This window comes from Actinoalloteichus spitiensis RMV-1378 (genome assembly GCF_000239155.1).
GTDB lineage: Bacteria > Actinomycetota > Actinomycetes > Mycobacteriales > Pseudonocardiaceae > Actinoalloteichus_B > Actinoalloteichus_B spitiensis.
On record NZ_AGVX02000177.1, the window covers coordinates 1 to 12,916 of the forward strand.

At 72.0% G+C, this 12,916-nt stretch carries 8 protein-coding genes and 1 pseudogene; 6 read left to right on the forward strand and 3 right to left on the reverse strand.

Going from position 1 to position 12,916, the window contains the following annotated elements; translation table 11 throughout:
* Positions 1-325: 325 nt before the first annotated feature.
* Positions 326-4,315, reverse strand: coding sequence for a type VII secretion protein EccC (locus tag ACTIDRAF_RS0209225; RefSeq protein WP_016698450.1), 3,990 nt, complete (start codon positions 4,313-4,315; stop codon positions 326-328).
* Positions 4,316-4,609: 294 nt separating this feature from the next.
* Here ACTIDRAF_RS0209225 and eccD point away from each other — a divergent pair, with 294 nt between their 5' ends.
* The gene (eccD, locus tag ACTIDRAF_RS0209230) at positions 4,610-5,998 is read left to right on the forward strand and encodes a type VII secretion integral membrane protein EccD (RefSeq protein ID WP_016698451.1); all 1,389 of its coding nucleotides are present in this window, start codon (positions 4,610-4,612) and stop codon (positions 5,996-5,998) included.
* Between the two features lie 52 nt (positions 5,999-6,050).
* Positions 6,051-7,694, forward strand: a complete 1,644-nt coding sequence (mycP, locus tag ACTIDRAF_RS27980) for a type VII secretion-associated serine protease mycosin (RefSeq protein ID WP_157162940.1) — start codon at positions 6,051-6,053, stop codon at positions 7,692-7,694.
* Positions 7,695-7,746: 52 nt separating this feature from the next.
* Here the strand turns inward: mycP and ACTIDRAF_RS0209240 are convergent, their stop codons facing one another.
* Complete coding sequence (locus tag ACTIDRAF_RS0209240; RefSeq protein WP_245533484.1) at positions 7,747-8,478, reverse strand: FadR/GntR family transcriptional regulator; 732 nt, start codon at positions 8,476-8,478, stop codon at positions 7,747-7,749.
* A gap of 124 nt (positions 8,479-8,602) precedes the next feature.
* Between ACTIDRAF_RS0209240 and ACTIDRAF_RS0209245 the strand changes: the two genes are divergently transcribed.
* From ACTIDRAF_RS0209245 to ACTIDRAF_RS0209260, 4 genes are all read left to right on the forward strand, one after another.
* Positions 8,603-9,133, forward strand: coding sequence for a gluconokinase (locus ACTIDRAF_RS0209245; RefSeq protein ID WP_026065926.1), 531 nt, complete (start codon positions 8,603-8,605; stop codon positions 9,131-9,133).
* Complete coding sequence (locus ACTIDRAF_RS0209250; RefSeq protein ID WP_016698455.1) at positions 9,130-10,512, forward strand: GntP family permease; 1,383 nt, start codon at positions 9,130-9,132, stop codon at positions 10,510-10,512. Before ACTIDRAF_RS0209245 ends, ACTIDRAF_RS0209250 begins: the two co-directional genes overlap by 4 nt.
* A 36-nt stretch (positions 10,513-10,548) precedes the next feature.
* The gene (locus ACTIDRAF_RS0209255; protein WP_245533483.1) at positions 10,549-11,340 is read left to right on the forward strand and encodes an SDR family NAD(P)-dependent oxidoreductase; all 792 of its coding nucleotides are present in this window, start codon (positions 10,549-10,551) and stop codon (positions 11,338-11,340) included.
* A gap of 112 nt (positions 11,341-11,452) precedes the next feature.
* Positions 11,453-12,517: an alcohol dehydrogenase catalytic domain-containing protein gene (locus ACTIDRAF_RS0209260; protein ID WP_016698457.1), complete on the forward strand. Its 1,065-nt coding sequence runs from the start codon at positions 11,453-11,455 to the stop codon at positions 12,515-12,517.
* A gap of 89 nt (positions 12,518-12,606) precedes the next feature.
* Here ACTIDRAF_RS0209260 and ACTIDRAF_RS0209265 read toward each other — a convergent pair.
* A pseudogene (locus tag ACTIDRAF_RS0209265) lies at positions 12,607-12,916 on the reverse strand (hypothetical protein); the annotation flags it as partial.

A 12,916-nucleotide genomic window follows, 5' to 3' on the forward strand; every position in this document is an offset into this window, starting at 1 on the left:
GACCGAGGCGACCACGCAGGTGCTGGACGTTCCGAAGTCGACCGCCACGCGCAAGCTCACGTCAACGCCCCTCACACCGGACTCCGGCGGCCGCCGGCCCCGGCCCGCCCGCCGGCCCGGGGGCACCCGGCCACGACGGGAGGCACCGACCACCTCCCGACCTTCTTCGCAGCCAGGGTAGTCACCGCCACGGGGGAGGCCGCGACACCGCTGGCCTCGGTCCACCCCGGCGGCCGCCACGGCGGCTGGTCCGCTCGGAACGCACCGGAGGGGGCCGTCCGGGCGACAGCCCCCTCCACGCTCGACGAGAAGCCGCGCCGGTCCGTCAGAAGTTCGGCTCCAGCCAGGCGATCTGCATCAGCTGCTGGCCCACCCGCCGGCTGACGACGGTCCCCCGACCAGGCGGCATCGCGGTCGGCTTGATGTTGCCCAGGATGTTCGCCTCCTCCTTGGGCCCGCTCATGATGATGCCCGGCGTCGACACCTCCTTCATCTTGCCGATCACCGGCTCGAACGAGGACCGCGAACCACCCGCGATGTTGCGGGCGGTGATCATGTGCAGGCCGACGTCCTTGGCCTGCGGGATGAACTCGGCGAGGGGCTGGAGCGGGTTCGCCCCCTGCGGGGCCACCAGTTCGTAGTCGTCGACGATGACGAACAGGTCGGGTCCCTTCCACCAGGACCTGTTCCGCAGCTCCTCCTGCGTCACGTTCGGGCCGGGCATGCGCTTGGCGAGCGAGTTCTTGATGTCGCCGACGTAGCCCTTCAGCTGGTTCGCCGACACCGCGTACTCGAGCAGGTGCGGTGTCTGGAGGAAACCGAGCATCGTGCGCCGGTAGTCGACCAGCAGGATCAGCGCCTCACGCGGCGTGTACGCCTTGGTGATGCCCTCGATGATCGTGCGCAGCAGGTTGGTCTTGCCCGACTCCCGCTCGCCGAAGGCCATGAAGTGCGGATCGGAGTCGAAGTCCAAGGCGACCGGCGCCAGTTCGTTCTCGTCGACGCCGATGGGCACCAGCTTCTTGCCGGGCGGCACCTCCAGGCGGGGCATCTGCTCGATCGGCAGCCGCTCCGGGAGCAACCGCACCTTCGGCGCGTGCGGGCCGCGCCAGGCGCCCGACACCTTCGCCACCGCGTCGCCCACACCGTTGGCGATGTCGTCCGGGTTCGACGAACCGTCGATCCTGGGGAGACCGATGAGGAAGTGCAGCTTCTCCGGGGACAGACCCCGCCCCGGTGCGCCCTGGGGCACGTTCACCGCGACCCGCCGGTCCACCTCGGACTCGGTGGGGTCACCGAGCCGGAGCTCGAAGCGCGTACCGAGCAGGTCCTTGAGCGCGGGCCGGATCTCGGCCCACCGGTTGGCGGTCAGCACCAGGTGCACACCGTAGCTCAGGCCCTGACCGGCCAGGTTCTGGACCTGCTTCTCCATCGGCTCGAACTCGGTCTTGAAGTTGAGCCAGCCGTCGATGATCAGGAAGACGTCGCCGAAGGGGTCCTCCTTGGCCTCGCCCCGACGCTTGCGCACCCGGTAGTCGGCCATCGAGTCGACACCCAGCCTGCCGAAGAGGGCCTCCCGCTGGGCGATCAGACCACTGATCTCGGCGATGGTCCGACGCACGGTGTCCGGATCACGCCTGGCCGCGACCGCGCCGACGTGGGGCAACCCGGAGAGGCTCTGCAACGTTCCACCACCGAAGTCGAGGCAGTAGAAGTTGACCTCCTCCGGGGTGTGGGTCAACGCCATGGACATGATCAGCGTCCGCAGCGCCATCGACTTCCCGGTCTGCGGACCACCGACGACGGCGGCGTGGCCCTTGGCGCCCGCGAGGTCCGCCCAGAGCAGGTCCCTGCGCTGTTCGAAGGGCTTGTCGACGAGGCCGATGGGCACTTGGAGCCGGCCGTTGGCGAAGAAGCCGGCGGGCGAGAGCCCCCGGTCCTCCGCGGGCGCCAACGGCGGCATGAGCAGGTCGAGCGGGGAGGACTCGCGCAGCGGCGGCAGCCACACCTCGTGCGCCGGCGGCCCCTGACCGACGAGGCGGCTGACCAGCACGTCCAGCTCGCTCGGCTCGTTGGCCTCCTCCTCCTTCTTCTTCTGGGCGGGGGCGGGCTCGGCCGGCTTCTCCGGTTCCTTCGGGATCTCCACGTAGTCCGGGACGAACAGCTTCGGCCGGCGGTCGGCGGTGACGGGGGCCGAGGTCGGTCCGACCTGGACGCCGGCCGGCCGGTACGGGCCGGAGACGTAGGAGGCCTTGAACCGGACCAGGCTGGTGGTGTCGAACTTCAGGTAGCCGGAGCCGGGAACGGGGGGCAGCTCGTAGGCGTCGGGCACGCCGATCGCGGCCCGGGACTCCGAGGCGGAGAACGTCTTCAGACCGATCCGGTAGGACAGGAAGGTGTCCAGCCCGCGCAGCTTGCCCTCCTCCAGCCGCTGCGAGGCCAGCAGCATGTGGATCTGGAGCGACCGGCCCACCCGGCCGATCTGGAGGAAGATGTCGATGAAGTCCGGTTTGGCGGTCAGCATCTCGGAGAACTCGTCGATGCAGATGAACAGCGCCGGGAGCGGGTCGAGGTCGGCGCCGTTCTCCCTTGCCTTCTGGTAGTCCCAGACGTTCTTGAAGTTCCCCTTCGCCAGGATCTCCTGCCGGCGGGACACCTCGCCGGAGATGGCGTCCTTCATCCGGTCCACCAGCGTCAGGTCACCGGAGAGGTTGGTGATCGTGGCCGCGACATGGGGCGCCTTGTCCAGGCCGAGGAACGTCGCGCCGCCCTTGAAGTCGACGAGGATCATGTTCAACGCGGTCGACGAGTGCGTGGCCAGCAGGCCGAGCACCAGGGTTCGCAGGAACTCCGACTTGCCGGACCCGGTGGCGCCGATGCACAGCCCGTGCGGCCCCATCCCGCCGACGGCGGCCTCCTTGATGTCCAGCTCGACGAGCTGGCCGTGCTCGCCCACCCCGAAGGCGACCTTGTAGCGGTCGCGGACGGGCCGGGGGCGCCAGGCCTCCTGGACGTCGAAGGTCATCTCGTCGCCGGCGATGCCGGCCATCTCCAGCACGCCCGGGTTGGACAGCAGCGGCTCCTCCTCGCTCTGCTCCTGCGAGGCCGCGCCGAGCCGGTAGGGCGACAGCTTCCGGGCGAGGGCCTCCGCCTCGGCGAGGCTCAGGTCGTCCGGCGAGCCGAACCACTCCACACCGCCCGCGCTGCGCGCCCCGACCCGCTTCTCGTCGACGACCAGGCGCAGTCCGCGGCGCGCGGTGAGCTTGCCCAGGGAGTTGGAGAGGTCGAGGAGCGTCACGCCCAACAGCCCCTCCTCCATGAGGATGTACTCCTCACGGGTGACCTCGCCCTCGTCGATGACGATGACGATGTGCGGCTGGTCCGGCTGCGGCGGCGCGTTCCGGCTGAAGCGCTGCCGGTCCCGCAGGTGGTCGGCGAGGAACGACTCGACCTGGCCGAGTGAGCCGGCCATCATCCGCAGTGAGCCGATGCCGTCGTTGATCGTGGGGTGCTGGACGTGGGGCAGCCACTTGGCCCACTCCCACTCCTGCTTCGCCCGGCCCGAGGTGACGACGGCGATCAGCACGTCCTCGGGCGTGTGGAACGTGGCGAGCTGGGAGACCATCGCCCTCGCCAACGCCCGGGTGTGCTTGGCCTCCCCCTCGATCCCCACGGCGGCGAAACCGCGCAGCGCGATCACGATGGGCAGGTCGGGCACGATCGAGTGCGCCCGCACGAACCGGCGGAGGGCGAGGGTGGTCAACGGCTCCAGCTCGTCGACCGGGCCGGTCTGCGGGGGCACCAGCCTCGTGTCGAGCCGTTGGGAGCCACGCCCCACCCGGAGGTGGCAGAAGTCGGAGTCGTTCTGCCGCCGCTCCCACATGCGCCGGCTGGTCGCCATCGACCAGAGCGCCTGCGGGTCCGGGTGGTGCCACTCCCGGGAGGCCCGCTGCTCGGCGACGGCCTCCCGGGCCCGGTCCCGCATCTGGCCGAGGTACCGCAGGTAGTCCTTGCGGTCCTCGTCCATCTCGGCCTTCTTCTGGGCGTTGCCCTTGCCACCGCCACCGACCATCATGCCGATGGTCGAGATGAGGAACATGCCGCCGAACATGAGCATCATCGGGTTGCGGCGCATGGTGAACATCAGCGCCATCATCCCGATCGACGCCACGATCATGATCACCGGAAGCAGCTTCTGGATGATGTTGCCGGGTATCGGCCTCGGCACCTCGGGCGGCGGTTCGAGATGCACCTCACCACCGGGCGGCCGGGGGGCGGACAGCCGCGGCGACCGCTTGAACTTCAGCGTGCTCACCGAACAGGCACCTCTCGCACTCGACATCACGGGACGGTCGGCGGACGTCGGCGACGCGGTGGCGGTTCACGCTCGGGTCCGGGGCAGTCCGCTGATTTTCCCGTTCCCGAGGCATTCCGGCCGACGTTCTGGTTCGGTTACGCCAAACCCACGGACTCGCCCAACTCGGTGCGGCCATACTAAGGGCGCTCACCGCGACGGCGGGACGGATTCGGTGAACCCGGTCCACGGGGACGCCCGCCCGCCACGGGGGCGGCCCGAGAAGCAACCGACGACATGACATTAGGGGGCGCAGTGGCGACCGGTACGACGGTGTTCAGCCGAGTGACGGTGGTTGCGCCGAAGACACGCATCGACCTCGCCCTGCCCGCCGACGTCGCAGTGGCCGACCTGCTTCCGATGCTGCTGGAGATGTCCAAGGAGGCCACTCCCGACGGCGGGGCCCGGCACGGCGGCTGGTGCCTGGCGAAGATGGGTGAGGGGCCGCTCGACCCGAGCAGGACGCTGGCCTCCCTCGGCGTGCTGGACGGCGAGATCGTGCAGCTGCGCCGTCGTTCGGAGAACCCACCACCACCGCTGTACGACGACGTGGTCGACGCGATCTCCGACTCCGACCCGCTCAGCTTCCGGCCGTGGACCAAGGAGACCGCCCACCGGCTGGGCCACATCGCGGGGGTGCTGGCGCTGGTGGTCGCGGCCGTCGCGCTGTTCGTCTCTGGCCGGAGCCTGGGGTCGGCCATCACGGCCACGGTCACCGCGGTGGTCGCCGTCGCGGCGGGCGCGGTCGTCACCCGCGCGTACCGCGCGCCGCAGACCGGCCTGCTGATCGCCGCCGCCGGCGGGCTCCCCATGGCCTTCGTCGGCGGACTGCACCTGGTTCCCGGCGGTGAGCTCGCACCGTCGTTCCTGCTCGGGTCGGCGCTGGTCACCGTCGTCGCGTCGGCGAGCGTGATGCTGTTGGGGCAGGGCGTCGTCGTCTTCGTCGCCGCCGGAGCGGCCGGTGCGCTGGGCGCGCTGACCTTCCTGGTGGGCACCTTCGTCGACCACCCGCCGTCGGGGATCGCGGCCGGGGCGGCCGCCGTCTCGCTCGCCGCGCTGTCCATCCTGCCCCGGCTCACGATCTACCTGGCCAAGCTGCCGCTCCCCCAGGTCCCCGGTAGCGCCGAGGACCTCAAGGAGGACACCGGCTTCCCCGACTACGCGGTGATCGAACAGCGTTCGGGACTGGCGCACGAGTACATGACCGGGATGATCATCGGGTGCGGCGTGGTCGCCGCGATCGGCGCGGTCATCGCCGCCGGGTCGGAGAACTTCTGGGGCCCGGTGCTCGGGGTCGTCGTCTCGATCGTCCTGTTGCTGCGTTCCCGCACCTACGCCAACGGGACCCAGGCGATCGCGCTGCTGATGTGCGGGATGCTCACGGCGGCCGGGCTCGTGGTGGGGTGGATGACCGCGACCGACGACCAGCTGGTGATGCTGCTGGGCGTCTTCGGGACGCTGATGGTGTTGGCGGTGGCCGCGTTCGTCCTCGGCGTGGTGTTCCCCGACCAGAAGTTCTCCCCGGTGCTCCGCAGGTCGGTCGACATCTTCGAGGCCGTGATGATCGCGGCGGTCATCCCGGTCGCGTTGGCCGTGATGGAGCTGTACACGACCTTCCGCCAGTTGATCCAGATCGAGTGGTGACGGCCGCGACTCCGACGGGAGGACATCGCGGGTGCGGCGAAAGGACATGACGATGGCTGCCAGCCGACGTTCGGGCGGCGCGGTCCGGCGGCTCGCCGCTGGAGCGACGGTCGCGGTGGTGACGCTCGTCGGCCCGAGCCTGAGCACCGCTCCGTTGCTGACCGGTGTGGCGGTGGCGCAGGAGGACCAGCAGGACGGGGAGGGCGTCGAGGACCCCGGCCAGGACGGCGGGCACGAGGACTTCACCGACCAGGGCGACCAGGGGCAGCCGGGCGCGGAGGACGGGGGCGACGCGGAGGTCCCCGAGGGCGACGGCCCGGCCGCGGGGGACACCGAGGACCCCGACCGGCCGAGGTCCGAGGCCGACCGGCGGCTCAACGGCAACGTGCCGACGTTCCCCGACGTCGAACCCGCCGCGCCACCGGGCGTGCCGCCCTCGGCCAGCGACTGGGCGCTGTTCGAGCACCGGACGGCCTGCATCATCCCGGGGGCGAGCACGAGCGGCTCACTGCCGCCGCAGTCCTGGGCGCACGACTACCTGCGGTTCGACGAGCTGGCCCGGATGGGTGCCACCGGCGCGGGGCAGCGGGTCGCCGTCGTCGACACCGGCGTGAACCGGCACCCGTCCTTCGGCGACCGGCTCAGCGGGGCCGGCGACTACATCGACGGCCGGGACGGCAGGGACGGGACCTACGACTGCGAGGGGCACGGCACGATCGTCGCCGGCCTGATCGGCGCGGCTCCCTTCGGCAACGACTCCCGGTTCCGGGGCATCGCCCCGGGAGTGGAGCTCGTCGGCATCCGCAACGTCTCCAACTACTACCAGGACGCCAACGACGACATCCCCCAGGAGGAGAAGGTCGCGGGCGCCGGCAACACCGACATCATGGCGCGGGCCATCGTGCAGGCGGCGAACCAGGACGTGGACGTCATCAACCTCTCCCAGTCCTCCTGCCAGCCCATCACCGACGTGGAGTCCCCCTACGTCCAGCGGTTGCACGCCGCCGTCAAGTACGCGGTCCACGTGCGGGACGTGGTGGTGGTGGCCGCCTCGGGCAACGGGGCCGACGGCTGCTCGACGAACACCGCCGACAACGTCACCCACATGACGCTGCCCGGCGCGTTTCCCGAGGTGCTGGCCGTGGGGGCCACCGACCGGACGGGCGCCCTGGCCGAGTTCTCGGTGCAGGGCTGGTGGGTCGACGTCGCGGCGCCGGGCACCGAGGTCACCTCGGTGGACCCCGCGCCAGGTGGCGACGGCCTGGCCAACATGCTCGACATCCAGGGCAACGGCCTGGAGCCCATCCAGGGGACCAGCTTCGCCGCGCCGTACGTGGCCGGCACCGCCGCGCTGGTGCGCGAACGCTTCCCCGCCCTCTCCGCGATGGAGGTCGTGGACCGCATCAAGCGGACCGCCCAGCAGACCGGCGGTGTCAACGGCGTCGCGTTCGGGTGGGGAACCGGGGTCGTGGACCCGGTGGCCGCGCTGACGCGGACCCTGCCCGACGAGGAACCGAGTTCGGGCACCCTGTTCCACGGCGGTGTCCACTACCTGGAGGAACGGGACTGGACCCCGACCATCGTGGCGGTGGCCGGTGCCGGCGGCGGCATCGGGCTGCTCCTGCTGACCGTCTTCGTCACCAGGACGCTGCGCCACACCCGGGAGCGGGACCGCGCACCAGCCGGGGGCGGCTGAGGGGGCACGTCCGGGCTCCCGCCCCGGCCTGACCGCCTGGCACCGGGAGTACCTACCGCCAGATCGGTGCCAGCTCCTCGACGGCCTGGTCGACGATGCGCAGCATCGCCGACTGCGCTCCGGGGGCGTCGCCGCGCTGGACGGCGTCCGCGACGTCGATGTGCAACTGGAGTGCCTCCGCGGCCGGGTGGCGGGGCATCAGCCCGTACTGGGTCCGTCCGGTGAGGACCTCGGCCACGACCTCCGAGAGCTGCGCGAACATCTCGTTGCCGCTGCCGCGGAGGATCATCTGGTGGAAGGCGATGTCGACCACGAGGAAGGCCTCGAGGTCGCCGGAGCGCCCGAGCCCCCTCAGCCGCCCCGCCACGGACATGAGCTCGGCGGCGACCTCGATGCTGGCGTTGTTGGCGGCGAGCGCGGCCGCCGCCGGTTCGACCGCCGCCCGGAGCTGCGAGAGGGAGCGGAGCTGGTCGGCCCGCTGGTCACCGGCCAGGCGCCAGCGGATGACCCTGGGGTCGTAGAGGTTCCACTCGCTCGCCGGGAGGACCACGACGCCCACCCGTCGCCGGGAGGACACCAGCGACAGCGCCTCCAGGACCCGCACGACCTCCCGGATGACCGACCGCGAGACGTCGAACCGGTCGGCGAGCTCGTCGAGCAACACCCGGTCCCCGGCCGCCAGGGTGCCGCCGGTCACCGCCAGCCCCAGTTCCTCCAACAGCCGGTCGTGCAGGCTCACCCAGGCCACGCCGTCGCCCTTCCCCGGTGCCGCCGGTGATCCGATCAACACCCACAGTTGTGATCTGACTTATTTCGCACAGGGAGTTGTTTACATCAGATTTAATGCCTAGTCTCTGCGCTACTCATCTGATGTAGGTCCACCCAGCCACTCAGCATAGGAGTAGGCAATGACGGCAACGGCGCCGCGACCAGTGCTGGTCATCGGGGTCTCGGGGTCGGGGAAGTCGACGGTCGGCGCACTGCTGGCCGAACGGTTGAACCGGCCCTTCGTCGACTCCGACTCACTGCACCCACCAGCGAACATCGAGAAGATGGCCACCGGCCAGCCCCTGACCGACGAGGACCGGCTGCCCTGGCTGCGCATCGTCGGCGAACGCATCGCCAAGGGCGTCGACGCGGGCGAACCCCCCGTCGTCGCGTGCTCGGCCCTGCGGCGTGACTACCGGGACCTGGTACGCGGCTACGCCCCGAACCTGTTCCTCGTCCACCTGGCCGGCGACCGGTCCCTCGTCGCGGAGCGGGTCGCCGCCCGCCACCACGAGTACATGCCGCCCTCCCTCCTCGACTCCCAGTACGCCGCGCTGGAACCGCTCGGCGCGGACGAGAGCGGGGTCGTGCTGGACATCGCCGCGCCCCCGGCCGAGCTCGTCGACCGCGCCGCCGGGTCCATCACCGCCGAGGAAGGAGGCCGCCGGTGAACACCGATTTCACCCCAGCCCTGCCCACCGGCGGCCTGCTGCTGGTGTCGCTGCTCGCGGTGGCGCTGCTGCTGTTCCTCATCATGAAGGTCCGGCTGCACGCCTTCCTCGCCCTCGTGCTGGTCAGCCTCCTGACCGCGGTGGCCACCGGCATCCCGGCGGGCGAGGTCGTGCCCACCATGACCGAGGGCTTCGGTTCGACGCTCGGTTCCGTCGCGCTGCTCGTCGGCCTCGGCGCGGTGCTCGGCCGGCTCCTGGAGATCAGCGGCGGGGCCCAGGTACTCGCGGACCGCCTCCTCCGCCTCTTCGGCGAGAACCGCGCGCCCCTCGCGCTGAGCGTCGCGTCGCTGCTCTTCGGCTTCCCGATCTTCTTCGACGCCGGCCTGGTCGTCATGCTGCCGGTGATCTTCACCGTGGCCCGCCGGTTGGGCGGCTCGGTGCTGCTCTACGGGCTCCCCGCCGCGACCGCGTTCTCGGTGATGCACATCTTCGTCCCGCCGCACCCGGGCCCGGTGGCCGCCACCGGGTTCCTGGGGGCGGACATCGGCCTGGTGCTGCTGTTCGGGCTCGTCATCGCGATCCCCACCTGGTACGTGGCCGGCTACCTCTACGGCCGCATCATGGGGCGGCGCCTGGTCCTGCCCGTCCCGGACATCCTCGGCACCGCGTCCGAGGAGGACGAGGCCGATCCGCCGGCCCTGTGGACGATCCTGCTCCTGCTGCTGCTCCCGCTGGTCCTCATCTTCGCGAACACCGGTCTGGACGCCCTGGGCGTCGCCGGTGTGGTCGACCCCGAGGCGGGCTGGGTGCTGGCCGTGCGGACCGTCGGGCAGACGCCGGTCGCCCTGCTCATCACCGTGCTGCTGGCCATCTACCTGCTGCGCGTCCGCCGCCGCAGGCCGGGCCGGGAGACCGAGAGCATCGTCGACAGCTCCTTCGGCCCGATCTGCTCGATCATCCTCATCACCGGCGCCGGCGGGATGTTCGGCGCGGTGCTCCGGGCGAGCGGAACGGGTGACGCCCTGGCGGAGAGCCTGGAGGGACTCGGGATGCCGGTGATCCTCGCCGGCTTCGTCATCGCCAGCGCGCTGCGGCTGGCGCAGGGTTCCGCGACGGTCGCCCTGACCACCGCGGCCAGCGTCGTCCAACCGGTGGTGGACACGATGACCGACCTCAGCTCCGTCCAGCTGGCAGCCCTGGTGCTGGCCCTGGCGGCCGGCTCCGTCATCGCCAGCCACGTCAACGACTCGGGCTTCTGGCTGGTCGGGAGGTTCCTGGGCATGGACGTCAAGACCACCCTGAAGACGTGGACCGTGATCCAGACCCTGATGGCCTTCACCGGGTTCGGCCTCGCCTCCGTGATCTACCTGGTCGGTTAGCCCCCGGCCCCACCTCCCACCCACCACCCCGCGACCATGACCGAGGAGACGTCGATGTCCCACGCCCTGTTCGACCTGACCGGCCGGATCGCGCTGGTCACCGGATCCAGTCGAGGTATCGGCCGGGCAGTGGCGGCGGGCCTGGCCGAGGCCGGGGCCACCGTGGTGCTCAACGGGCGGAACGCCGAACGCCTGGCCGCCACGGCGGCGGAGCTGGGCGCGCGGGTCGGTTCGGACCGGCTGCGGACGAGCGCCTTCGACGTCACCGACGCCTCGGCCGTGGACGAGGCGGTGGCGGCGGTGGAGTCCGAGGTGGGGCCGGTGGACATCCTCGTGAACAACGCGGGTTTCCAGCACCGGCAGCCCATGCTCGAGCTCGCCCCCCAGGACTGGGATGCGGTGCTGCGGACGGATCTGACCAGCGCCTTCCTCGTCGGGCGTTCCGTCGCCAGCCGGATGGTGGCCCGTCGGCGCGGGAAGATCATCAACATCTGCTCCGTCCAGACCGCCCTGGCCAGGCCGTCGATCGCCCCCTACGCGGCGGCGAAGGCCGGCCTGGCCGGGCTCACGCGGGCGATGTGCGCGGAATGGGCGGCCTACGACATCCAGGTGAACGGCCTGGCCCCCGGCTACGTGGAGACGGAGCTGACCGCCCCACTGGTGGCGGACGAGGAGTTCACCAGCTGGATCACGGGGCGCACCCCGGCCGGCCGCTGGGGCCGCATCGAGGACCTGGTGGGCCCGGCCGTGTGGTTGGCCGGCTCGGGTTCCGACTTCGTCAACGGCCAGGTGATCTTCGTCGACGGCGGCATGACCTCCGTCGTCTGAGCTCCCCGGCGGCGAGCCGTTCCGGCCCGACCAGCGGCCGGAACGCGGTCCCGGGCCGCCCGGGGCCGCCCCACCCCACCAGGCCCTCCCCCTCCGCCCGGAAGGACGCACCGTGCCACTCGTTCCCCACCCCCAGGACACGCTCGCCGTGGTCGCCCACGCCGCAAACGACGTACGCCTTGACCGGGTCCCGCTGCCCGAACCGGGGCCGGGCGAGGCCGTCGTCCGCATCGCCTACGGCGGCATCTGCGGCTCGGACCTGCACTACTGGCGGCACGGCGCGGCCGGTGAGTCCGTGCTGCGCTCCCCGATGGTGCTGGGCCACGAGGTCGTCGGCCACGTGGAACGCGCGGCGGTGGACGGCAGCGGTCCGGCGGTCGGGACGCCGGTCGCGGTCCACCCCGCGAGCCCGTGCGGGAGCTGCGACCGGTGCGCCGAGGGCAGGGAGAACATCTGCCCCAGGACGACCTACCTGGGCAGCGCCGCCCGCCACCCCCACACCGACGGCGGTTTCGCCGCGTTGCGCGTCCTGCCGGCGGCTCGGCTGCTCCCGCTGCCCGCCGGCCTCCCCCCGCGCACGGCGGCCCTCGCCGAGCCGGCCTCCGTCGCCTGGCACGCGGTGGCCCGCAGCGGGGAGGTCCGGGGCAGGCGGGTGCTCGTCACCGGCGCCGGCCCCATCGGCGCGCTGGTCGTGGCCGCGCTGGCCCGCGCCGGCGCGGCCGAGATCATCGTCACCGACCTGCACGACCGCCCCCTCGGCGTCGCCGAGGGGCTGGGAGCGACCAGGACGATCGTGGCGACCGACCTGGCCTCGGTGGCCGCGCTGGGCGTCGACGTGGCCATCGAGTCCTCCGGGAGCCCGGCCGGGCTCGCGGCCGCCGCCTCCGGGCTGCGCAGGGGCGGGCACCTCACGCTGCTCGGCCTGGTGCCCGCCGGCGACATCCCCGCCCCCGTCGCCAGCCTCATCAGCCGGGAGATCACGGTGGCGGGCTCCTTCCGGTTCCACGACGAGATGACGGCGGTGCTCGACGCCCTCGCCGACGGCTCGCTGCCCACCGAGGGCGTCGTCTCACACGTCCTCCCGGTGCACCAGCTGGCGGAGGCACTGGCGACGGCGGCCGACGCCGCCAGGTCCGGCAAGGTCCTGCTCGACTTCACCGGGCCGGACGCCGGCTGAGCCGGCCAGGACCGGGGCGGGCGGGCCGGGCACGCCGGTGGGAGCCGCCGGGCACCAGGACCCGCCACCGGCACCGTCCTCAGCCGGCCTCAGCCGTCCTCCCCGATGACCGGCGCCACCGTGGCCTCCGGCTCGCCGAACAGCTCCGAGGCGTCGGACATGATGCGCGACTGGTTCTTCCGCTCCTGGTCCCCCTGGTTCTGCTGTGCACCGCCGCCCATCATCCCGCCGCCCATCATGGTGCCACCGCCCATCCCCCGGCCGCCCTGGCCGGCCTGCCCGCCACCGGCGGTCTGCTGACCGGCCACCGCGTCACCGGGGGCGGCGGCGACACCGCTGGTGCCCCCGGCGTGCACCGGCCGATCGGACTCGGGTGCCGCCCCCACCGAGGTGGCGGAC

What these genes read in the sequence shown, in the direction of transcription:
- mycP (WP_157162940.1), top strand. Translation starts at nt 6,051, where the DNA reads ATGGCTGCCAGCCGACGTTCGGGCGGCGCGGTCCGGCGGCTCGCCGCT.
- ACTIDRAF_RS0209245 (WP_026065926.1), top strand. Translation starts at nt 8,603, where the DNA reads ATGACGGCAACGGCGCCGCGACCAGTGCTGGTCATCGGGGTCTCGGGG.
- ACTIDRAF_RS0209255 (WP_245533483.1), top strand. Translation starts at nt 10,549, where the DNA reads ATGACCGAGGAGACGTCGATGTCCCACGCCCTGTTCGACCTGACCGGC.